Genomic DNA, 22761 nt, shown 5'->3' with positions numbered 1-22761 from the left:
ACCGCCGGATTACCGGATGGTGAAAATTTTGCCGAAACACGCAATCTCAAGCACCTGCTTGACCGTATCGCGGCAGTTGACCAGCGCCATGCTTTTACTCGCGGCGCCGATTTTTTCTTTCAATAGCAACAACATACCCAGGGCAGAACTGTCCAGATAATTGACGTTCTGGAAATCAACAAGCACTTCCTTGATTTCCGGATTGGCAATCAGTGATTCACAAACCTGGCGAAATTCGCGATGGGCACTGAAATCAAACTGTCCCGAGAGAATGACACGACCTGCATCCCCTTCGATCTGAACAGTGGGCGTCATGGGATCTTCAACCTTTTGCAAGTTACTTAACAGCAAACCAATACAATGATTGTCAGCAACAACGAAGTGCTGTCGTCAATTATCGTACCTGAACATTAGTTGCGTCGCGACAAGCTGGCAACCGAATCGTAAACACACTGCCCTGACTTGTCGCAGATTGCACCTCGATTTCACCGTGCCAGTAATTGACAAGATTACGCACGATGGCAAGGCCAAGGCCGGTTCCCTCTTTACGGGTGGTAAAAAACGGCTCGAACAACCGGGCTTGCACCTGGGGCGACATACCGCAACCCTGGTCAATCACTCTTAAAATGGCGGTCCCGCCGGCAACTTCAAGAGTCAACCCGATTTCGGCACTGTCTTGTGACGCGAGCATCGCATTGTCCAGAAGATTGAGAACCACGCCAAGTAATTCCTTGCGATTGGCCAGAATGAGAATTTCATCCTCTGGCAGCATTAGCGAAAGCCGAAGCCCCCGTATCTCCATCTGTGGCTGCAAGGTCTGGGCCGCCTCTTGCGCTGTGGCCACCAGATCAACGGCCTCCAGCGACATGTCCTGGCCGCGTACAAAACGCAACATGTTCTGGATCAGGGTTTCCAGATGGCGCAAACGGGCCGTGGTTTTCTCACTGAATTTGATCCGGTCGGCGTCGGCCAGTTCCGCCCGGGACAAATGGCCGGCGTACAGCAATGCCGTCGCCAGGGGGGTGCGTAACTGGTGCGCCAGCCCGGCGGCCATCTCGCCCATGGAGGCCAAACGCTTGTGCTGCATGAGCGATTGCTCCATTTCCCAGCTTTCTGTCAGGTCATGCACCAGTAAAATGCGGGTTGATTCTTCTGGCATGTCACTTTCGACTATGCTGAGTCTCAGCGCACCCTGGGGGCGGGGATAGACCCAGATATCGGTCATGGGTGCGAGTTGTAAATGATCACCCTGAAACTTTAACCAGCTTTCGCCCGCCGCCAATGGTGCTAATAATTGAGAAGCGGCCGGATTAAGCGCAGCAACAAGCCCTTGGGCGTCCAGTTCCACGACGCCAGCGGGCAATCTGGCCAGCAAATGGGCTAACCGACGGGACAAAGCGGCCTTTTCTTCTAGCTCACGCCGCAGATTGCCGTTGGCAATTTCGAGTTGCGTTGTAAGAAACTCAACCTGTTGTTGCAAATCGGCATAAGCGTCAGTCAATTGCCTTGACGCTGCAGTGAAAAGAGAAAAAGCCTCCTCCAGCTCACGTGGATTCATGCTGGCACTTTCATCCGGCATTGCTGCCACTCCTTGTTGAATGCTGGCGTTTCTATTATAAATGTCATCAGCATGCGCTACTTTAGTAATGCGTTTTCGCAACTAAAGTTTTTTAGTGCTTTACCGATATGGGGGAAGCGCTACACTTCCCTTTATCAAAAGCAAACCGCACAGACTTTCTTTAATCTGTGGTTTTACTTACAAATTTTGGCAGAATTTATGCTTTATCCTGGAGTCCACTGTGTCTGACTTATTCAAGAATATCGACGCGCGCACCAAGCTGGCCGGGACCAACAAGCTGGAAATTCTGCTGTTCACGCTGGGCGAAGACCAGCGCTCCGGCCGCCGCGAACACTTTGGTATCAACGTGTTCAAGGTGCGCGAGGTTATGCGCACGCCGGAAATCACCCATGCGCCGGAAACCCCGGCCAATGTTGAAGGCATGGTCAGTTTGCGTGGCGTGCTGGTGCCGGTGATTGATCTGGCCAAGTACGCCGGCATTGTCACCAATAATCGCCCGGAAATCATGATCGTATCGGAATACAACGGTCATACCCAAGGTTTCCTTGTCGAAGCGGTCGACACCATTTTGCGCCTCGACTGGACATCCATGCGGGTTCCGCCCGATATGCTGAGCCATCAGATGAGCGGTCTGGTGACCGCCGTGACTGAACTCGACAGCGGCAAGCTGGTGATGATGCTGGATGTGGAAAAGGTGCTGGCCGAAGCCCTGCAGACCGACCTGACGATTGATTCCGAGACCGTGATCCGCGACACCAAGTTTGCTGAAAAGCGCGTGTTCTACGCCGATGATTCGGCCGTGGCACGGCGGCAAATTGAACTGACGCTGGACGCCATGGGGCTCAAACACCAAAGCGCGGTGAATGGTCGCCGCGCCTGGGACGAACTGCAACGTATCGCCCGTTCGGCCGAAATTCAGGGCCGACCGGTGCGTGATTTCATCCAGCTGATCCTCACCGACGTGGAAATGCCGGAGATGGACGGTTACATGCTCACCCGCATGGTAAAAACAGATATCCGCTTTGCCGGTATTCCCGTTTTGATGCACTCGTCGTTGTCCGGCACCTCCAACCAGAAGCTCGGCCAGTCGGTCGGGGTCGATGGTTATGTGTCCAAGTTCGAAGCACACAAGCTGTCGCAGGCAATTGCCAATTATCTGCTTGAAGCACAAACGGCCTGAACCACCGGCAGAGGTACAACACAGTGAATATTATCGAAGCGCAGGCTAACCTGCTGGACAACATTGACGCCCGCACACGCCTGGCGGGCTCGAACAAGATGGAAATCCTCTTGTTCTCGCTGGGCACGCGGGAAATCTTCGGCATCAACGTGTTCAAGGTGCGCGAGGTTTCGCAAACCCCCAAGATCACCCGCACGCCCAACATGCCAGCAGGTGTGGAAGGTGTAATTTCCCTGCGTGGCAATATCATTCCGGTGATTGCGCTCTCGCAATTCATGGCGGGTAGCCAGCCCAAACTGGACATCAAGAACTCGACCATGATCGTCACCGAGTTCTCCAAACATACCCAGGCTTTTCTGGTGCATGACGTGGATCGCATTATCCGCGTGGACTGGGATAAGGTCCGCGCGCCGGAATCCATGTTGTCTGGCAGCCAGGCGTTGATCACAGCGCTGACCGAACTGCCGGACGGCAAGCTGGTGTCTATCCTGGACGTGGAACAAATCCTGTCAGGTGTGCTAGGCGAGCCGGAAATTCCGGACCTGCCCTCCACCGTGGTCAGCCCTGACGCTTACACCTTCTTTGCCGATGATTCGGTGGTGGCGCGCAAAGAAATTGTGGGTGTGCTCGATAAATTGGGCATCAAGTATCACCAGGCCAATAACGGTAAAGAAGCGTGGGACAAATTGCAGAATCTGGCCCAGCGTGCCTCACACGATAATGAGCCTTTGAGCACCAAGCTCAAACTGATTCTGGTCGATGCAGAAATGCCGGAAATGGATGGCTATGTGCTGACCCGCCATATCAAATCGGATCGCCGCTTTGAAGGTATTCCGGTGGTCATGCACTCGTCACTGTCATCCCATGCCAATCGCGCCATGGGTGCCAGCGTGGGCGTCGATGCCTACGTGGCCAAGTTTGATCCGGTGGTGCTGGCAGATACGGTGATGCCGTACATCACCGATCGTGGGTAATACCAGGTTGTTGCTGGATTGATCAACATGGCAGGCGCAATCCGCTCACCTGCCCTGTGCGTGTTTGCAATATTGATTTGCTAGCCTGGCGGATTGCTGAACCAGGTTTTGATTTGTACAACTGGATTGGCGCTATCCAAATGCGCCCCGACGGAGTGAACTGTATGCCGGATAACAATATGCGCTTTCTGGTCGTGGATGATTTTTCCACGATGCGCCGGATCGTGCGCAATCTGCTCAAGGAGCTCGGCTTTTCCAACGTGGAAGAAGCAGAGGACGGGCAAATCGCTTTGCACAAACTGCAAAACTCGACTTACGACTTTGTCGTAACCGACTGGAACATGCCCAACATGACGGGTCTGGAACTGTTGCAGCAAGTGCGCGCCAACGCACAACTGAAGCATCTGCCGGTGCTGATGGTGACTGCGGAGGCCAAGAAGGAAAATATTATCGCCGCCGCCTCCGCCGGGGCATCAGGTTATATCGTCAAACCCTTCACTGCTGCCACGCTGGACGAAAAGCTCAAGAAAATTTTCGCCAACATGGCCTGACTTGATACCCGATTACAACCGATAAACCGGCCTTTTTAGCCGGAAGAAAGGAGGCTCGCCGTGAGCGATCAAGCCCTCAATAGCTCAGATTCGCCGGACCTGGAAGCGCTGTTCGACAGTATTGTCAGCGCGAATCGCGCGGCGGAAACCGTCGCCGAAGCAGCCCCCGCCGCAGCGGTGCATACCGCGGCAGAGGCTGTGCCCAATGGCCTGCCCTCAGATATGGCTGAACCCGCGCGCACCATGTTCACGCAAATTGGCCAGTTGACGCGCCATTTGCATGACACCTTGCGTGAACTGGGTCTGGACAAATCGCTGGAAAAAGCCGCGCACCAGATTCCGGACGCGCGAGACCGCCTGTCTTATATCGCGACGATGACGGAACAGGCGGCCGACCGCACGCTCAACGCGCTGGACGATGCCAAGCCGCTGCAGGACGAAATTTCCGGCACTGCGCGTCAGCTCTCCAATCGCTGGAACCAGCTGTTTGCGCATGAATTGACGGTGGAAGAGTTCAAACAACTGGTGTACGCCACCCGCGCGCATCTGGAACAAACCACGACCAATTCAGAAAAAATCAGCAGCCAGATGCTGGAAATCATGATGGCGCAAGACTTCCAGGATTTGACCGGTCAGGTGATCAAGAAAGTGCTGGTCATGGTCAAGGAAATGGAAAGCCAGTTGCTGGAGTTCCTGGTGACGTTCTCACCGCAGACACCGCGCGACGAAGGTCTGTTGGCCGGCCCGGTGATCAGCAGCGATGGTCGCACGGACGTCGTCACCGATCAGGCTCAGGTGGACGATCTGCTGGAAAGCCTGGGCTTTTAAGCAGATGGCATACCCTCGCCGGCGAAAACACCCGCCGGTGAGCGCAAGATTGCAGCTAGTACGGGCAATACCCGCCTGACCCGACGCCAATTACAGGCTAAGGTGACAATGAAATACCCGATATTCCGGGTGTTTCTGGCGCAATGTAATGTAAATGCAATAGAACTTGACTGAAAAAATGGGGCCGAAATGAGCGAATTCTCGGGTATGGACGATCTGTTGCAGGATTTCCTCACCGAATCCACCGAGCTGTTGTCTGATGTGGACAGCAAGCTGGTCGAGCTGGAAAAGCGGCCCGATGACAAGCACTTGCTGAACGACATCTTCCGCGGCTTTCACACGATCAAGGGTGGAGCGGGCTTTCTGAATGTCGAAGCCATGGTGAGTTTGTGCCACCGCACGGAAAACCTGTTCGACAAGCTGCGCAATGGTGAAATGACCCTGAATCCTGAATTCATGGATGTCATTCTTTCCGCCACCGCCACCGTGCAGGATATGTTCGTGGTGATGCAGCAAGGCCGCATGCCACTGCCGGCCAATGCCGGCTTGCTGGCCGCGCTGGATGCCGTACTGCAAGGCCAGGAATTGCATACGCACGCCGCACACGCCCCGGCCCATGCGCCCGCCGCGCCGGCACCAGTACCGGTACCCGCGCCAGCACCCACCACATCCAGCATTACCCCTGCCGCCACCAACGGTGAGCCGCAGTGGGAAGCCCTTTACAACGCCTTGCTGGACACCGATGCCGCACCAGCGGCAGCACCGGCACAAGGCACTTACGTTCCGCAGCAAGAAGTCGTGATTAATGATCTCCCCGTTGTTCCAGCCGTATCCCACCCTGCTGTGCCCGTTGCGGCCACCAAGGCCCCGTCGGTACAACAGTCTGCTGTTGCGCCTGTGACGCAAGAAACCACCATCCGGATCGATACCGTCCGCCTCGATCAGGTATTAAACCTGTCTGGCGAAATCGGCCTGACCAAGAACCGCCTGACCACGCTGCGTACCGACATCATGGCCGGCAAGATGGATAACGCCACGCTGAAAGCGCTGGATGAAGCCATTAGCCAGTTGGACCTTCTGGTGGGCGACTTGCAGAATGCGGTGATGAAAACCCGCATGCAGCCCATCGGCCGCCTGTTCCAGAAGTACCCGCGACTGGCGCGCGATCTGGCCCGCCAACTGGGCAAGGAAGTGGATCTGGTGCTGACGGGCGAGGAAACCGAACTCGACAAGACCATGCTGGAAGACCTGAACGACCCGCTGGTCCACCTGGTGCGCAACGCCGTCGATCATGGCGTGGAAACCGTGGCCGAGCGTCTGGCCGCAGGCAAGTCTGCCCAGGCCCAGGTCGAGCTGTCGGCCGTGCAGGTCGGCGATCATATCCAGATCGAGATTACCGATGATGGCCGTGGCATGCGCCCGGATGTCATCCGCAAGAAGGCACTGGAAAAAGGTTTGATTGACGTTGAAACCGCCAACAGCCTTGATGACAAACAGTGTTTGCAGCTGATTTTCATGCCGGGCTTCTCCACCAAGGATCAGATTTCCAGTATCTCTGGCCGTGGCGTGGGTATGGATGTGGTGAAAACCAATATCCAGAAACTCAATGGCCGTATCGACATTCAGTCCATCGTTGGCGAAGGCTCGCGGTTCACCATTACCCTGCCGCTGACCCTGGCAATCCTGCCAGTGCTGGTGGTCCGTGTCTGTGACCAGCCGTTTGCCGTACCGCTGGCCATGGTGCGCGAGATCATCCCGATCCGTGGCGATCAGGTCCAGGAAGTCTCTGGCCGCGCGACCATTGTGGTACGCGACGAAATCCTGCCGGTGAAGTCGCTGGCGCGTCTCCTGGGCTGGCAAGAAACCGAAGTGCCGTCTTTCGGTGTCTTGATGACCTCGGCCGAGCATTCGTTCATTCTTGCGGTAGATAGTTTCGTTGGCCGTGATGACGTGGTCATCAAACCACTGCAGAATATCCACCCGCATGGTGTAGCAGGTGCTACCTTGTCAGGAGATGGTTCTGTGGTGCTGGTACTGGACATGGAAGATTTGCTGCAAGCATCCGCATCGTCGGATGGTGCGGCGGTCAGAAGCGCGCATTTCATTGAACAACTTGCCGCCTGATCCCGTTTTCGTGCAGCCTGTCAGACACTGGCCCTAATCACTGCCAAATCAGACTTTACTGATATACTTCACTGTGCCCTCGAAGCACAGCCAGAGACCCAGAAATGACGCAAGATCACGCCTTTATCGGCCGCCAACCTATCCTGAACCGACAGCAGCAGATCATCGGTTATGAACTGCTGTTCCGGTTGAACAAGGAAGCCCTGACGGCCGAGTTCTCCAGCGATATGCAAGCGGGCACCAACGTACTGGTCAACACCATCTCCAACATGGGGACGGACTGGCTGGTGGGCAGCAAGCTGGCGTTCATCAACGTGGCTGAGTCCATGCTGGAGAGTAACTTCCTGGAACTCCTGCAACCGCAGCGCGTGGTGCTGGAAGTGCTGGAAACCACCACGGCCACGCCGGAACTGCTGGCCCGCGTGAAAGAACTGCGTAGCCAGGGCTTTGGTATTGCGCTGGATGACTTTGAACTCTCGCCGCAAACCGCGCCTTTCCTGGAATTTGCCAACTACATCAAGCTGGATGTACAGGCACTGGGCATGGATCGCCTGCCGGCCATTTCCAAGGCACTGCGCAAGTATCCCGTGTTGCAGATTGCAGAAAAGGTCGAGACCAAGGAAGAGTTCCGCAAATGCATGGACATTGGTTTTGATGCATTCCAGGGCTATTACTTTGCCCACCCGGAAACGCTGTCGGCCAAGGTCATCAACCCCAACTACGCCAACATCCTCAATCTGTTGAACATGTTGCGCAACAACGCGGAAATCCGTGACATCGAGAACGCGCTCAAGCGTGATGTGGCGCTCTCGTTCAAGTTGCTGCGTTACATCAACAGCGTGGGTTTTGGCCTGTCGTGCGAAATCCAGTCGTTCCGCCATGCGGTGACCATTCTGGGTTACCAGAAGCTGTACCGCTGGCTGACCCTGTTGCTGGTCACCGCCAGCACAGAAGCCGGCTCGCCCCCTGCCCTGCTGAAGACCGCCGTGACGCGTGGTCGTCTGGTGGAACTGTTGGGCAGCCACTTGCTGGATGGTCAGGACCGCGACAACCTGTTCATTGTCGGCATTTTCTCTTTGCTGGACGTGTTGCTGGATATGCCGATGGACCGCGTGCTGGAAACGCTGATCCTGCCAGAGAGCATTGCCGACGCACTGACGGAACGCTCGGGCATTTACGGGCCATTCCTGGAACTGGCCGAAGCCTGCGAAGACCCGGACATGTCGGAAGTGCCACGTCTGTGCGATCAGTTGCAACTGACACCAGACATGCTCAACCGTGCGCATGGTCAGTCGTTGCTGTGGGTGGAAGAACTGGGTCTGTAAGCCGCTGGTTTGACCATCAGACGCACATTGCAGGCAACAAAAAACCCGTCATCTGACGGGTTTTTTGTTTTACGGCGCAACGCGCCCGCCATCTACACTTAGTTGGCGACCGGGCTCGGCTCCAGCACGCGCCAGCCCTGGCCACGGCTTTCGATTTCCAGCGAATGCTGTTCTTTCCCCTGGTTGTCGATCAACGTGGCGAACTTGGGGTATTGCTGGCGGATTGCATCATCTTTGGCCCAGTCAGCCACACCGTCGAGCTTGGTGGTAAACACCACCTTGTCGCGACTGTAGTTGTCTGCGGTTTCTTCGACCGTATTGCTCACCACCTTGTCGACTTCCGGCGTGCCACTGCAAAAGCCCGGAGGCGTATTGCCGTCATAGGCATCCTTGCCCTTGTCGGTCGCCGTAAACTGCACCTGGCCGCCATCTGCCGGCGCTTCGGCAATCAAGCCCACCTTGACCAGCGCGGCCAGTTGCGCGCCGTTGGGATCGGTGAGCCTGGCGTAATCCTTGGCGACGGCGGTATTGAACGCAATGGGCATCGCCACGCAATTTTGCTGATCGGCCTGAATGAAATTGTTCAGGGTATTGATCAGATCCTTGTCATCCAGTGCCACTTTGGGCGCTTCACTGCTCTTGCCACACGCGGTCAGCGCAAATACAGCGGCCAGTGCCACCACCGATGCCACAAGGCGTTTACCGTTTACCCGTTCCATTGGGACGCTCCTGAATATCAATATTGATTTGATTAATGTTGTTTTGTGCGGTTGCAAACGCAGCCCTTGCACCTGGTCTGCCCCGGTTCCACCACAAATACTGCGTTCGGGGAAATAGATACCGTAAAAGTGACGTCAGGACAATGCCCACATGCCACATGCGGGATTTATGCAGCATGCATGAGGCAGGAATATGCAGGGGATTTTTTGGGAAAAACCGGGGTTTGGGGAGGGAATCGGGGAGTGTTGATGTTGAGGGTGGCAAGCATGGGGAGATTTCTCCCTGCCGCTTCGTCGTTCCCGCGAAAGCGGGAATCCAGTACGGCCACTAGAGGTGGCCTTGGCAATGCGTGTTGTAGCGTCGTAGCCCGGATGAAGGCCGAATGGCCGGGAATTCTGGGTTGAGATATTGGCAAGAATAAGATGTGTACCTCGCTACTACCTCGTCATTCCGGCCTTGAGCCGGAATCCAGTCGGCCACCGCAGGTGGCCTTTGCAGAACGGGGCCAGAAAAGCTTGAACACCGTGTTAGCACCTTCGGCGCGGGGTTGAAAGGCGTTCGATACCCGGGGTGCCGGGCCCACGTTACTTTCTTTGCTTCGCCAAAGAAAGTAACCAAAGAAAGGCGACCCCAGCCTGGCGGCCCTCCGGGCTGCCCTCGGTTGGTCGGGAGCCTAAGGTCTCCCTCCACGCCCTCGGCGCTGGGCTTTAACGGGGAGGGAAAGTCAAAAACAACCCCAACACCAACCCCAACGGCAACCCCAACGGCAATCCTCTTGGTTGAGTCTAGAGCGCACCCATAAAAAACGGCGCCAGTGCGCCGCTTTTTATGGATCAACACGTCCCGTCTCAGCTTTCCGGCTTGAACGTCATAGATACCGAGTTAATGCAATAACGCTCGCCAGTCGGTTCCGGGCCGTCCGGGAAAACGTGCCCCAGATGCGCGTCGCATTGCGCGCAACGCACTTCCGTGCGGACCATACCGTGCGTGTAGTCCTCAATACGCTTGATGGCGCCGGGCACGGCTTCTTCCCAAAAACTGGGCCAGCCGCAATGGGCATCAAACTTGGTGCCAGAGTGAAACAGCAAGGCGTTACAGCAGACACAGTGATAGTCACCGTCTTCATTGCGGTAATACAAATCGCCACTGAACGGGCGCTCGGTGCCCGCCTGACGCGTCACGCGGTATTGCTCCGGGCTGAGTTGTTCGCGCCATTGCGCATCTGTTTTGACAACTTTGTCTGTCATGGTGCTCTCCAGTAAAGCAGGCCGGTTCTGTTTGCATCCGGATCACCAGTCTAAATGGGGCTGATACGTGCAGCTTGCAACTGCCATGCCACTTGGGGATCGAGGAGATGCCCTCTATCAGCTCGCTGGATCAGCATGCGCCCCAGAGCTACCTGATACTGCACTGGCCCGCGTCGCCACCGGCTTGGTATTGCTGGCCCCAAACAACCGCTGTGGCAGCTTGAAATGATCCAGTTGCAACAGCGCCAGCGGGCCGCTGCCTGATTGCGTGCGTAGCAGGTAATGCAAGGTCACGCCGTCGTCCAGGGCCCAGTTGATGCGCCAGTCACTCTTGTTGATCTGTTCGGTTTTTGCCTTGGCCAGCAGTCGGATAAACCCCCATGGGCCGGCAAAGTCATTCTGTTTTCTGAGACCGGTGGCCAACGCATCCCACGTGAGCAGACCGCGCTGGGTGAGCGGGTTGCCCGGCCAGGTCACGTCTTGCCACTTTGGTTTCTGGTTAAAGTAATGGAGCATCTGGCCATCGATATTGAGCTGGCTGTCCGTGACTTGCGGGTCGCCCAGGGCCATGAGGCTGAAACGGGTCTTGAGGTCTCCCTCCGCATAAAGCTGGCCGGAAAGCCAGGTGAGCTTGTTCAGTGCATTGAGAAACTCTGGATCAAAGCGCATGGCCTGGGCGTAGAGCGGGTTGGGCACCCATTGGTCGCCCTGCTTTTCCAGAATGCCGGCCAGCTGCGTGCTCGCGAACTGGGCGACATTGCCTTGCGGTCCAAGGAACCGGGCCAGGTCCGCCAGGCTGGCATCGGCATCACTATCGTTAAAGGGATAGCGACCAGAGAAAGTGCTGTTGAACGGGAGGACAATGCTGGTTTGCCAGAGCGAGTCAAGGCTGGCCGCCGCCGGCCGGATAAGGGTACGCCAGCCCTGGTCGAGCGGTTCCAGGAACAGGTTCTGGCCCATACCGGCGTAACCACTGCCAAGGCTGGCGGCAACCAGTTGGGCGTAATCCCGCGCGTCCACCAGATCACTGGCACGGCCCTGAAACAGGTTCTGCGCCAGTTGCCGGGCAAATGCGTCCGGATCAGCGGCCGCACTGACCTGGTCCAGCTTGAGGCGGGTGGCGCTCACGCGATCCAGATAGCGTTGCAGACTCAAGGTGTTGTCGGTGGCCTGAGTGCCATTGCCTTCACTGACCAGACGCAAGAGCGGACCAAAGGCGTCTGCCAGTGGCACACTGTCTTTGGGCGTGGTCTGGGCGGGGGGCTGGGCCGGGTTATCTTCCTTGCCCTTGAACACACTCCGCGCTTTGTCGACCAGTGAATCAGCCAGGCTATGCGCCTGTGCACCGGTCTGCGCTTGCCAGGCAATGGTTTTCATCAGACCGGCCAGCGGGGACTGTTGGGCATCAGCATAGACACGCAGTTGTTCCGCGTTGCCGGAGAGGTTACTGGCAGGCACCCAGACGATACGATTGAGGAAGGCCTGCCAGGCATGACCGAAGTCGGCAAAGTAACGCCGGTTCAGTGCAGCAGCAATGTCCTCCGGTTTTTCTTCAGTGCGCGCAGTTTGCTGACCCAGCACCCAATCACCCGATGTGGCGGTCTGTTTTGACAATCGCTCGATATTGTCTTTGACATAGCCTTCATACGCCTGGCGGGTGAAGGTGCCAGGAAGGCGTCCCTGTACGGACCACAGGCCGCGCGAATCCCGGCCACCCAACAAGGCGCTCATGGTCGGGTCCGGATAACGGGCTTTGGTTTCGTCCAGCAACTGGTGGTAAAGCGTGTCTTCGGCCTGTTTGACGTCGATCAGCCCGGACAGGGTTTGTCTTGCCGAGAACAACAGGGACTCGTCTCCTGCCAGTCGCCACTGCGGGTGGGCGGCCAGGTGTTTGGCGTAGAAGGCGGCGATTTGCTCGATACGGTCTCCCGGCTGGGCCGGCCAGACCACCTTGCCGACCCCGGCCAGACGGGGACTCAGGAAGCCACTGTCCGCATGGCCAGGTTGCACCAGCATCAGCCAGGTTTTGAGGGTGTCGTACCCTGCCTGGCCCACCGCATCTGCGCCAGATGTGCCAGAGTCCGGATCTGCAGCCCCATCCAGCGGCACCGCGTCCAGGGCTTTCAATTGCCGGGCCAGCTGGAATTGCACCGGCTGCATCAGCCACTTGTTGGCAGCAAGACCATAGGGTTGCCACAGGGTATTCAACAAGGCGGCATCATGCTGCAAGCCCAACTGCGACCACCACGATGAACGGGCAATGCGGCTTTCCAGCAAGGTCATGTCGTTTTGCAGCACCACCAGCGCAGGCAGGCCCTCTGCAAGGATTCTGGCATTGTGCAGGGCTGTGACATCTGTTCGCACTTGCTGAACCAGGATGCGGTTGGCTTGCCATACCATCAACAACCACACCATGACCGCCAGCGCACAGCCAGTCAGCATGAACCAGAATATATCCAGTCTGGAGAAGCGGACGCGCGGTTGGCGCACGCGACCAAACAGGCCCAGCCAGGACGGCGGCAACACCACCGCCCGGCCGGCTTCGCGCGCCCGGTAGCCGGCCGGATCATCGGCCAGTTCCGCCCCACCCTCCTGGCTTGGCGACGACACCGCCGCACGCGTCGGTGCAAACCACACCCCGTGCAGCCGCTGCCGGCGGTGCAACTGGTCCGTCATCCGCGTAAACCAGCGGCCCAGCGGGGTGTGTTCCGCCTCTAACCAACGGGACAACCGCGCATCAAACGAGGCCTCCCGTGCTTGCAACACGGCGGCAATACCAGACTGTGCCAGCGGCCTCACCAGGCGTTGCAACAAGCCCGGCACAACCCCGCCCCGCAGGCCCGATCCGGAGGCCAACACCACCGGCGCGGCCTCCTCCGCCCGGTGACCCGGCAAGGGCGGGGCCAGCAAGAGCTGCACCGGCAAGGCGAACCCGCAAGCCTGCGCCAGTTGTGCCGGTTCATCCCCAGCGGCTGTGATGCCATCGGCCACCAGCACAATGCCGGCCGCCGGCCGCCGCCACCAACCCCGTAACCGGCTCCAACCGCCCTTCGGCGCGACGGAACCCACACCCGCCCAGACCAGCACGGCCTGCGGTGTATCCAGCCACTGCTGTTCGATCAGGTACGGGAACTGGTTGCGCACCAGGCGCTGATCGCCCAGGACGAACAACCAGGTTTTACGGCGGCGTTCCAGCCAGCTGTATTGGGTGGAGAGGTATTGGTGCAGTTGGGTGTGCCAGGCCTGGCGTGCTTTTTCTGCTTCTGCCTGTTTCCGTTCTGTTTCCTTGTCACCGACTTTGGCTGTACCCGTAGCCCTGATCGCCTGCGTACGGCGCGAGTAAAACCGTCCCGCCTGCAGACACATCATGACCACCGTTACCCCAGCGACCAGGATAGCTGCTGCACTTTTCTTCTGGTCGGGCGTATCCAGCCCGATATAGCTGCCAAAAATATAAATTGCCCCGACCAGCCCCACCAGTAACAACGCCAGGCCGAGATATTTGAAGTTCAGTTTTGTAAGCATGTGCAGTATCGTTTTTTAGTGGGGACATCAAAAAGGGGTGAGCACCGCCAGCGTGAGCTGGCCCTTGGTCTCGGGGGAAATCAGTTGAGGGGTGCCCGTGACTGCCAGATGTTCGGCAGCCAAGGCCACCGTCAACCACTCACTGGCCAGCCCGGTGTTGCCGATCGCCCGATCCAGGTCATGCTGACCGGCCAACTCTGGCGTTTTAGCCACACCAACCGGGTCATCTTCGTAAGCACTCAATAGCGCTTGCTGCGCCGCAGACTCCGCACCGCCAGTGAGCCACTGGTCCACGATGGTTTCGCCAGTCAACGCACTCCAGCTCAGGGCATGCCGTAACCCATGCGGTATCCGGTCGGTTGAACGGCGCTCAGGCCGGTGCAGTGCGCCAAGGGGGCGCAAACCAAAGCGTTGCACGGCTGTAGTCCCGGCCAGCAGTAGCATCACTGCGGCTTCTGCACTGCCCTCGGGGGGCAACTCATTCAGAAGGCGGTGCAACTGGACCGCACAGATCAGCATGACCGGCACCTGCTGCGGGTCTTCTACGGACTCCACAGCCAGCGCTCCACAGCGGCCAGGTCTGGCAACTCAGCAGACACCACGGGCAAAGCCAGATGCAGATGGCGGGCATATTCAGCGCCAGCCTCCTGCCACAAGGTCTGCACAGATTCATCAGAAACCCGCGTGTCGGCGTGCAGATGGATCTGGACCGGTGTTCCTTCCGGCAATGCAGCCAGTGCAGGTTGAAGCTGCCTGAACAAATCCTGGAGCACCCAAGCCAGCACGGCTTCATGGCGGGCTTGCTCCGGCATCTCCGGCAACCAGACCCTGCCGGGCGCCTCCAGCCAGCGTGCATCCACGGTTTGGGCATCTTTGCTGTAGCGCAATTGAGGCATGCGCCGAATCTGCCGAGCCGCTATGGTTCCGCTGGAAATCTTTACTGCTGCAGCATCAACCCGGTAGGCGGCAGCCAGTACCGCCAGCGGTATCCCCGCCACGTTAACGGTATTGGCCATTTCAATCTGGCGTTGCAGATTGGCGTCTTTGACGTCCGTCTGCAGTGACTGCTGATGACCGATGGCAAAGCACAACAATATGAGCCAGAGCAGCGCAGGCACGCCCACAATGGCCAGCCACAGCAACACGGGCGCGGTAGGTAACAGCTTGGGGGCACCCAATAGTAGCGCCGCTGCCCCTGCCCCCATCATCAACACCAGCAACAACAGCCACTTGCCCCAGCCAATCCGGATAGGGGGCACCGCTTCTACCGGGCTAATCTGGTCCAGATCAAAAGGCATGATTTACGCCGACCCTGTATTGCTGGTTGATGCAATCAGCGTAGCACCACAGGCGGTTTTGTAACCATGAAACGCCAGCGGCAGATCCCCGTCGCGAATCTTGTCGTCGCCCTGCACAATCATGTTCTCACCGCACTTGGGGCACGACACCCGGTCGGTTTTACGGGCCGCACCACGGCCATCTTTGGTGACACGGGCAGAACCACTGAGCACTACGCCGCCATGGCTGGTTTTATCGCCAACATACACAAGAGAAGGCATCTTTGCTGCACCCCAAATTTATATTCGTTCATAGAGAATCTGCTTGCCATACGCTTTCAGAAGAAAAGCCAGAGTGCAAACAAAACCACAACTAAAATTTGTAACGCCAATTTCAAATTTAGCTTTTTTATTTCCTTTTTTTGAAGCTCCGTTATTCTGGATTCAAATAAAGCAGGATTTATAGATTTAAGTTGTGACAAAAGCAAAATTTGCTGATTAGAGTTAGTTTTGTCATCTTTCAGTAAAATATTTGTTGCATATTCAATATGGGCGCTCGTTGTCAGATTTTCATTTAACAGCCAATCAATGATCTCGCTTATATCTACATCACCAAATTCCAGGGTTGGCCCGTATCTTTCCATTGCTAAAATCGCTGTATCCAGGTTTTCATCTGGGATGTATTTATAAACATTCAACAATAACAACAATCCTCTTATTGCAACATATTTAATGCGCGTTTCAAATTTTTTCCTATCCAGACTTTTTAATTCCATTAAAACTTCAATAGGAGCTTCGTCGTTTTCAAGTAATTTACAAATGGCGTCCTCAACTTGCACTGGTTCCGCCATGCCTTCGGCAAACAACCAGGCAAGCAAGGGCTGAAGATCTGTATTACCAGACAAGCGCCCCATAATATTTACCGAAAGATCTGCGGGCAAAAGACGTGGACCATTTTCAACGAGACGAGAAAATGATGCATCATCAAGTGCTTGATGCAAAATATTGTTGTCCACCAACAAGTGTAAATACCTTTGCGCCAGTAATGTCTGAATCCGGAAATTACAACGCTCCCGGTCTATGCTCCGCATATTGACCAGCATTGAAATATATACTTCAAACTGCTCAACGTCCTGGGGTTGCTTTTTGAGGAGTTCAGCAATAATTCTCTCTTTCTTTTCTACTGACGTATACTGGTTTTCTATTAGCCATTCCAGAAAATAATGACAACGCTCCTCTGTGTTTCGTAAACAGGAGAAATCATCATTTTTCAGTTTATGCAGAATATTTTCTTTGATGTCGGATTCAAAAAAACCCGCGACTTCAAAAGTATTGACAATATCCAGGCAGTGTATTTCTTTGAGTTTCTGATCGAACAATTCAGGATCAATAGACCGATACACATTAAGAAACATGACATGCTCATGCGTAGGCTCATTGCACAGGTCAAGTAACTGTTGCTTATGCTGTGCCACTGTTGCTGCGTCTGTATATTGATAATCTTCAAGCCAGCGCAGTGTCGCTGCAAAATCATCATTGTCAAATGTTACTTCCGGGTGAGTCTTCAGAAAGGCACTTGCTTCCTCATATTTCTCTACCGTTACAAAGCCAAAAGCGGCCAGCATGGCAACAGCACCGGCCCGGCTGATGGCTTGATCGATAATCTCTTGCGGATTCTGCACTTCGAGTGCCGCATTTGTAATGTTCGACATTCATTTCCCCTGGTTATTTATTGGCTATTGCGTAGTCCGGACCCCCGAATAACGTCCCGGAACTCACATATCGGTCGGATACCGTTTTTGTGCGGCATCTTCCACCGGCTGGTAGAGCGGTTGCCATTGGGCGAGTTTGTCCGGGGCGTATTGCCGGGCACTGCTGATCCAGCCCCAGTCCCGCTTGTGGCGTTCTACGCCATAGGCCAAGCCGACCGGTTCTGCGGGCAGGGGGCGGGCAAATGCATCATCTGGATCAACCAGGCAGGCGTCTGCAATGGCTTGGGGCCATACCGGCTCTTTGCAGGTCCACAGGCTGAGCATCCGCAAAGACAACCACTTCCCGGTCGTCTTGCTGGATGAAGTAGTAAAACAGGCCACAGCTCTCTGCCTGGCGCTTGAGGAAATCCAGCCCGGATTCTTTCCAGCGCATGGCATGCTCAAACACCGGGTAAGCGCGGGTGGTTTTGATCTGGAAGTCCTGACCGGTAAAACCGATGTCTTCACGCAGGACCTTGTCGATCAGGCCGGGGACATCCAGGTTCTGGTACAGGCGGGTATCGCTCACTTCGGCCAATCTGGCCAGGCGCGGGGCCATGATCAGTTCGTAGAGGGTTTCATCAGCGCTGAAACTCACACGGGTGGCGCTGCGGATTACCCCGGCCCAGGTGCGCACGGGTTGGCCAGTGGCTTCGGTCAGCGACAGGCCATCTGCCAGAGCGGCCTCATCGACCGGGCAGACGGTAAACACGGCGGAGCGGTCCAGCACCTGCAGCATGTCCAGCGAGGACGGCGTGGTGACGGTCAGCGTCAGTTGATAAGGCTGCCCCAGGGTTTCTTCAATGCTGAGGGAGTGGACAGAAACCTGGATTGCATTGCCTTGCTCTGATTTGAGCCCCGGCAGGGAGAGGTGATACGCCTGAACGGCCATGATTTCCTCGCACGCATATGGATCGGCCGATCCTATGCTGGCAAAAAACCGTCAGGAAGCCGGAATAATCACGCAAGGAAACACTGGATGAATCAGAAAAGCGGCAAGAATGAACTGCAAATCATGACTTACGAGAAAATACTTCTGGGACAAGCATCGGGTTGCGCGCGGTTGCAACCATCAACCGGTTGGCGCGTATTGCTGGCGCAGCCAGGTGTGTACACGTTGTGCGGCGTGTTCCCACAAGGTGTCGCACATCAGCGCGTGGCCAAGGCCAGGCAGGAATTCGGCCTCGACACGCCAGGCCCGCGCCGTGGCGCGGACGTCTGCCGCCGGGATAATCCGGTCTTCTCCGGCCCCCAGAACCAGCACCGGAATGTCTGGCATGCCCCAGGACAACCAGGGCTGCGGCATCATCAGTTCTGCCAGCGCCAGGGCGGATTCCGGCTGCACCCTTGCGGCAAAGGCATTCAGACCCACGCGCGGGGTCTCTTTGGAGAACAGCAATTGCTTGAGTACGGCCGGGTCGATATCAATGGCGCCGGTATGCCACTGAAACTGGTTCAGGCCCAGCAATAAGTGCGGCGAGGCCACCATCATGTGGCCCAGCGAGTTCATCAGCCCCCATGGCGCCACACTGGCCAGCAGCGCCAGCCCGGCCACGGGGTGCTTGCGCGCGTAGCGTTGCGCCAGATAGCCGCCCAGGGAATGCCCGATGATCACCGGGGACTGCCGCAAAGGGGCGGCCACGCGGGCGATATCCGACAAAAATTCACCCAGGCCAAAGTGATCCAGCTTCTCGCGCCCGCCGCTGCCCGCGTGACCAGACAGGCTTAGTGCGTAGCAGTCGTAACCCAGATCTGCAAACCAGGACAGAAAGTGGTCTTCCCAGCACCAGGCCCCCACATATGCCCCATGCACAAACAGCAGCGGTGGCATGTCTGCCAGCGGCCTGGCTGGCGGGTAATGCAGGATTTCCAGGTGACGGCGTGAACTCATTGTTTGCTCTGGCAAATATTGCGGGAACTGGCGGGATTTTTGCGGGTCTGCATGAGCCGGGCCGGACAAACCAGCCCTGATTACACCATAAAAGGTCAACGATGCATTCGCGAATTGAAACCGCACTGGAGAAAACCATTTTTTACAGCCGCTGGCTGCTGGCGCCGTTCTATCTGGCGCTGGTCTTCGGCTTGATTGCGCTGTTTGCCAAAATGCTCAAAGAGCTTTGGGCGCTGGGCCAGACGCTGCTGACTGGGGATGGCAATGTCATCATCGGCATTCTGTCGATGGTGGATGTCACGCTGGTCGCCAACCTGTTGCTGATTGTCATGTTCAGCGGTTACGAGAACTTTATCTCGCGCATGGATGTGGCGCATGCCTCGGAAGACAAGCCGTACTGGATGGGCAAAGTGAGCTATGCCGACCTCAAGCTCAAGCTGATTGGTTCTATTGTGGCGATTTCGGCCATTGATCTGTTGAAGGCATTTGTGAATATCGATTCGATGGATAGCCAGAAGCTGGGCTGGCTGATCGCCATCCACGTGACGTTTGTTATTTCCGGGGTGCTGTTTGCGGTCATGGATCGGGTTGCGGCGGTTGGCAAGCAGCCGCATTAAGCCGCCCGCCCGCAGGCAAAACTGTCTGCAACGCGCACGCCATCGTCCCTGCCCTGCCAGCAGTGCAGGGACTTCGTTATACTGGCCTGCGCTCAAGAACCGGTGCGCACAACCGGTCACGCATCACACCAGATAACATCAGTTCCCGAGGAAAGAGGAAACCACCATGTTCGCCCGCTCTTGCATGCGGTTTTTTGCCGCTGCGTTGACTCTGGCTGCCTTGCTGCCACAAATGGCACAGGCCGCCACCGATAAAGCCCAGGCTGCGCCCCGCGCCATTTTCTGGCGTATCGACAAACCCGGTACGCCATCGTCTTGGCTGTTTGGCACCGCGCACGTGGCCGACCCGCGCGTGACCACGCTGTCTGAACCGGTTCAGAAAGCCTTTGATTCATCGGACCAGGTGTATACCGAGATCCGCATCGACCTGAACATGATGATGGATATGGCCAAAGCGGTGCTGCGCCCGGAAGGTGATCTGTTGTCGGCGCATATTGACGATGCCCATTACCAGAAGCTGCTGCCGGAACTGGCCGCGCGGGAATACCCGGAAGTCGCCACGCGCCGTTTGTATATCTGGGCGGCCGCCATGCTGATGATGGAACCCAAAAAACAGCCCGGCCAGATTCCACTGGATTTGTTGCTGGCCAAAATGTCGGTTGAAGGGGGCAAAAACTATGGCGGCCTTGAAACCATTCAGGAACAGTTGTCCTTGTTCCAGAACATGCCGGAAGACAAGCAGCGCGCCATGCTCTACAGCATGATCGACCACCCGGATGAATACGCCAAACAGACGCGCCAGATTGTCGACGCTTATGTGGCGCGCGATCTGAACCACATCATGGATTTGTCCGGCGAGGATGACCCGAACATGTCGGCCGGCGATCAGGCCTGGTTCCGCAACTGGACCCGCAAAGATCTGCTGACCGATCGCAACCAGCGTTTTGCCGATCGCCTGCAAGCGCCGCTGAGCAAGGGCAATGCTTTTATCGCTGTAGGCGCCATGCATTTGCCGGGACCGCAGGGTTTGGTGGCCTTGTTGAAGAAGGCGGGCTATACGCTGACGCCGATCTACGACACGCCCAAGGCTCAGTGAGACCTAACCGGCGGCAGACCGGATGTACACAACCAACAAAAAAGCAGCCTGATGGCTGCTTTTTTGTTGTCCAGACGCTGATGCGCCTTACTGCATGGATTGATCCGGGCCACCCTTGGCCAGCAACTGTTCCAGTTGCTCTTTCGGGATCGCGCCAGACACCAGACGGCCGTTGGCAAAGATCAGCGCCGGGGTGCCGGTAATGCCCAGTTTGTCGCCCAGCGCCAGGTTACGCTCGATCGGGGTATCGCAATCGCCTTTGTTGTCCGGCAGCTTGCCGTGGTCCATCCAGTCACGCCATGCGCCATCACGATCGGCCGCGCACCACATCAGTTTGGACTTGCGCTCTGCATCCGGGTGGATGTTGAGCGGGAACAGGAAGGTGTAAATGGTCACGTTGGTGACACCGGCCAGGCTATCGTTCTCCAGCCGTTTGCAGAACGGGCAATCCGGATCAGAGAACACGGCCAGCTTGCGGCTGCCATCGCCACGCACTTCCTTGAACGACTGGTCAAACGGCAGCTTGGAGAAATCCGTGCGGGAGAGTTCTGCCGCGCGGGCCTGGGTCAGGCTGACCTTGTTTTTCATGTCGATCATTTCACCAATCAACACGTAGTCGCCCTTCAGATCCGTATAAATAATCTGATGGCCGCCCACGACGACCTCATACACCCCTTTCATGGGCGATGGGCTCACGCTGGTGATATCACGGCCCGGCAACAATTGCTGCAGTTTGTCGTGCAATTGCTTGGCATTGGGGGTTTCTGCTTCTGCACTGCAGGCAACAAGGGTCAACAGGCCACTGATGGCCAGGGTACGGACGATTGCGGAAAACTTCATGCTCTACCTTTAAGCGTTCATGGCATGCTGGATCAGCCGGTGCTTCAGCCATGCCCATTGGTCAGTCAGCCCCAGCCCGGTGTTGCGCAACACCCGCAGTACCGGATTGGCGTTGTTGAAAAGCTTTTGCAGACCGTGCGTAACGCCCTGCATCAGCAATACGTTTTCGCGCCGCGCGCGCTCGTACCGCCGCAGCACCAGATATTCGCCGCAGCGACTTGCCGGTTCGGCCACCAGAATACGCGCCAGTTCCATCACATCGCCAAATCCCAGGTTCACACCCTGCCCGGCGAGCGGATGGACCGCATGGGCGGCATCTCCGATCAGCGCCAGACCTGGTCTGACCAGGTCGGCCACGTGCATCAAGCGCAGCGGAAACGCAGCGGCGGCAGAAATCGGCTTGAGTGCGCCCAGGCGATGTTGCCCGGCACGCGCCACTTCCTGGCAGAGCGCCTCTGGGGAGAGGGCCATGAGTTCTTTCTTGCGCAACTCACCACACGACCACACCATGGACATGCGCTGCCCCGCCAGCGGCAGGAAAGCCAGAATGCCGTCTTCAAAGAACCATTGGCTGGCCGTGGCCAGGTGTGGCTTCTCACATTCAAAATTGGCGACCACGCCCCACTGCTGATAGGGGGTGGTTTTTTCTTCAATACCAGCCTGCGTGCGTACCCAGGATTGTACGCCGTCCGCGCCGACAATCAGCCGGGCTGACAGGCGCGGACCGTGTGCCAGCGCCAGCAGTTTTCCATCTGCCTCATCATGCAAGGCCGTCGGCTGGGCCGGGGCCAGCAAGGTGACATTGGGTGCTTCAGATGCGGCTTGCCACAGGGAGCGCTGCAGCTCTCGTGATTCTACAATCCGCGCCAGTTCATCCGTACCGGCATCCATGGCCGTGAACCCTAGCTCGGCGCGGCCATCGTCGCCGGCAATCCGCATCCGGGCTACTGTTTGCAGGCGGTTGGCGTTCATGCGTTCCCATACGCCAATCTGCGTCAGAAAACGCCGGCTGGCCGGGCTGATGGCGTAAATACGGCTGTCCCAGGTTGCGTCATCCCAGCTTTGCGCCGGCGGATGGCTATCGACCAGGGTGACCTGCAGGGCGGTGTTTCTGAGCGCGCAAGCCAGCGCACAGCCTACCAGGCCGCCGCCAACAATCAGCACATCTGCATCATGAAATTTCATGGGGCCGAGTTTAGCAGATGCCCCGGCGCATCGGGATGTCAGCATGCATCA

Annotated in this window: 22 protein-coding genes; 8 read left to right on the top strand and 14 right to left on the bottom strand. The window is 56.9% G+C overall.

What is annotated here, in order from left to right:
- Positions 1-9: 9 nt before the first annotated feature.
- Positions 10-336 (bottom strand): STAS domain-containing protein, encoded by a 327-nt coding sequence (locus HNQ50_RS17395; protein ID WP_246428771.1) that lies wholly within the window; start codon positions 334-336, stop codon positions 10-12.
- A 58-nt stretch (positions 337-394) separates the two neighbouring features.
- Positions 395-1579 carry a sensor histidine kinase gene (locus HNQ50_RS17390; RefSeq protein WP_184102476.1) on the bottom strand — a complete coding sequence of 395 codons (1185 nt, stop codon included), beginning with the start codon at positions 1577-1579 and terminating at the stop codon, positions 395-397.
- A gap of 220 nt (positions 1580-1799) precedes the next feature.
- Between HNQ50_RS17390 and HNQ50_RS17385 the strand changes: the two genes are divergently transcribed.
- The 6 genes from HNQ50_RS17385 (at position 1800) to HNQ50_RS17360 (ending at position 8561) form a co-directional block, all read left to right on the top strand.
- Positions 1800-2759: a chemotaxis protein gene (locus tag HNQ50_RS17385; RefSeq protein ID WP_184102475.1), complete on the top strand. Its 960-nt coding sequence runs from the start codon at positions 1800-1802 to the stop codon at positions 2757-2759.
- 29 nt (positions 2760-2788) lie between these two features.
- Positions 2789-3733 carry a chemotaxis protein gene (locus tag HNQ50_RS17380; protein ID WP_373282240.1) on the top strand — a complete coding sequence of 315 codons (945 nt, stop codon included), beginning with the start codon at positions 2789-2791 and terminating at the stop codon, positions 3731-3733.
- A 164-nt stretch (positions 3734-3897) separates the two neighbouring features.
- A complete protein-coding gene (gene cheY, locus HNQ50_RS17375; RefSeq protein WP_184102599.1) occupies positions 3898-4284 on the top strand; it encodes a chemotaxis response regulator CheY in 387 nt (128 codons plus the stop codon).
- A 60-nt stretch (positions 4285-4344) separates the two neighbouring features.
- Positions 4345-5112: a protein phosphatase CheZ gene (cheZ, locus tag HNQ50_RS17370; protein WP_184102473.1), complete on the top strand. Its 768-nt coding sequence runs from the start codon at positions 4345-4347 to the stop codon at positions 5110-5112.
- A gap of 189 nt (positions 5113-5301) precedes the next feature.
- Positions 5302-7236, top strand: coding sequence for a chemotaxis protein CheA (locus HNQ50_RS17365; protein WP_184102472.1), 1935 nt, complete (start codon positions 5302-5304; stop codon positions 7234-7236).
- 104 nt (positions 7237-7340) lie between these two features.
- On the top strand, positions 7341-8561 hold the full coding sequence (locus HNQ50_RS17360; RefSeq protein WP_184102471.1) for an EAL and HDOD domain-containing protein: 1221 nt from the start codon (positions 7341-7343) through the stop codon (positions 8559-8561).
- A 98-nt stretch (positions 8562-8659) separates the two neighbouring features.
- Here HNQ50_RS17360 and HNQ50_RS17355 read toward each other — a convergent pair whose 3' ends face one another.
- The 10 genes from HNQ50_RS17355 to HNQ50_RS17310 form a co-directional block, all read right to left on the bottom strand.
- Positions 8660-9280 carry an SEN1982 family lipoprotein gene (locus tag HNQ50_RS17355; RefSeq protein ID WP_184102470.1) on the bottom strand — a complete coding sequence of 207 codons (621 nt, stop codon included), beginning with the start codon at positions 9278-9280 and terminating at the stop codon, positions 8660-8662.
- Between the two features lie 849 nt (positions 9281-10129).
- Entirely contained in the window at positions 10130-10528 is a 399-nt protein-coding gene (msrB, locus tag HNQ50_RS17350; RefSeq protein ID WP_184102469.1) for a peptide-methionine (R)-S-oxide reductase MsrB, read from the bottom strand.
- A 117-nt stretch (positions 10529-10645) separates the two neighbouring features.
- Complete coding sequence (locus HNQ50_RS17345) at positions 10646-14053, bottom strand: ImcF-related family protein (RefSeq protein ID WP_184102468.1); 3408 nt, start codon at positions 14051-14053, stop codon at positions 10646-10648.
- 27 nt (positions 14054-14080) lie between these two features.
- Positions 14081-14608: a KPHS_23130 family T6SS system protein gene (locus HNQ50_RS17340; RefSeq protein WP_184102467.1), complete on the bottom strand. Its 528-nt coding sequence runs from the start codon at positions 14606-14608 to the stop codon at positions 14081-14083.
- Positions 14596-15351 carry a hypothetical protein gene (locus tag HNQ50_RS17335; protein WP_184102466.1) on the bottom strand — a complete coding sequence of 252 codons (756 nt, stop codon included), beginning with the start codon at positions 15349-15351 and terminating at the stop codon, positions 14596-14598. Before HNQ50_RS17335 ends, HNQ50_RS17340 begins: the two co-directional genes overlap by 13 nt.
- Before the next feature lie 3 nt (positions 15352-15354).
- The gene (locus HNQ50_RS17330) at positions 15355-15612 is read right to left on the bottom strand and encodes a PAAR domain-containing protein (RefSeq protein ID WP_184102465.1); all 258 of its coding nucleotides are present in this window, start codon (positions 15610-15612) and stop codon (positions 15355-15357) included.
- 56 nt (positions 15613-15668) lie between these two features.
- On the bottom strand, positions 15669-17042 hold the full coding sequence (locus HNQ50_RS17325) for a hypothetical protein (RefSeq protein ID WP_184102464.1): 1374 nt from the start codon (positions 17040-17042) through the stop codon (positions 15669-15671).
- A gap of 63 nt (positions 17043-17105) precedes the next feature.
- Complete coding sequence (locus tag HNQ50_RS17320; RefSeq protein ID WP_184102463.1) at positions 17106-17252, bottom strand: hypothetical protein; 147 nt, start codon at positions 17250-17252, stop codon at positions 17106-17108.
- Between the two features lie 46 nt (positions 17253-17298).
- Positions 17299-17973, bottom strand: coding sequence for a contractile injection system protein, VgrG/Pvc8 family (locus tag HNQ50_RS17315; RefSeq protein WP_184102462.1), 675 nt, complete (start codon positions 17971-17973; stop codon positions 17299-17301).
- Positions 17974-18153: 180 nt separating this feature from the next.
- Positions 18154-18972, bottom strand: a complete 819-nt coding sequence (locus HNQ50_RS17310; protein WP_184102461.1) for an alpha/beta hydrolase — start codon at positions 18970-18972, stop codon at positions 18154-18156.
- 101 nt (positions 18973-19073) lie between these two features.
- Between HNQ50_RS17310 and HNQ50_RS17305 the strand changes: the two genes are divergently transcribed.
- Together HNQ50_RS17305 and HNQ50_RS17300 are read left to right on the top strand one after the other, a co-directional pair.
- Positions 19074-19589: a TIGR00645 family protein gene (locus HNQ50_RS17305; RefSeq protein ID WP_184102460.1), complete on the top strand. Its 516-nt coding sequence runs from the start codon at positions 19074-19076 to the stop codon at positions 19587-19589.
- A 166-nt stretch (positions 19590-19755) separates the two neighbouring features.
- A complete protein-coding gene (locus HNQ50_RS17300) occupies positions 19756-20685 on the top strand; it encodes a TraB/GumN family protein (protein WP_184102459.1) in 930 nt (309 codons plus the stop codon).
- 87 nt (positions 20686-20772) lie between these two features.
- On the opposite strand, the gene HNQ50_RS17295 is transcribed toward HNQ50_RS17300, so the two are convergent.
- Complete coding sequence (locus tag HNQ50_RS17295; protein WP_184102458.1) at positions 20773-21525, bottom strand: DsbC family protein; 753 nt, start codon at positions 21523-21525, stop codon at positions 20773-20775.
- A 9-nt stretch (positions 21526-21534) separates the two neighbouring features.
- On the bottom strand, positions 21535-22710 hold the full coding sequence (locus HNQ50_RS17290; RefSeq protein ID WP_184102457.1) for a UbiH/UbiF family hydroxylase: 1176 nt from the start codon (positions 22708-22710) through the stop codon (positions 21535-21537).
- Between the last annotated feature and the right edge of the window lie 51 nt (positions 22711-22761).

Origin of the sequence: Silvimonas terrae (assembly GCF_014202765.1) — a bacterium.
Lineage (GTDB): Bacteria > Pseudomonadota > Gammaproteobacteria > Burkholderiales > Chitinibacteraceae > Silvimonas > Silvimonas terrae.
The sequence above is the reverse complement of the archived record's forward strand: the minus strand, read 5'-3'. Positions and strand labels throughout refer to the sequence as shown.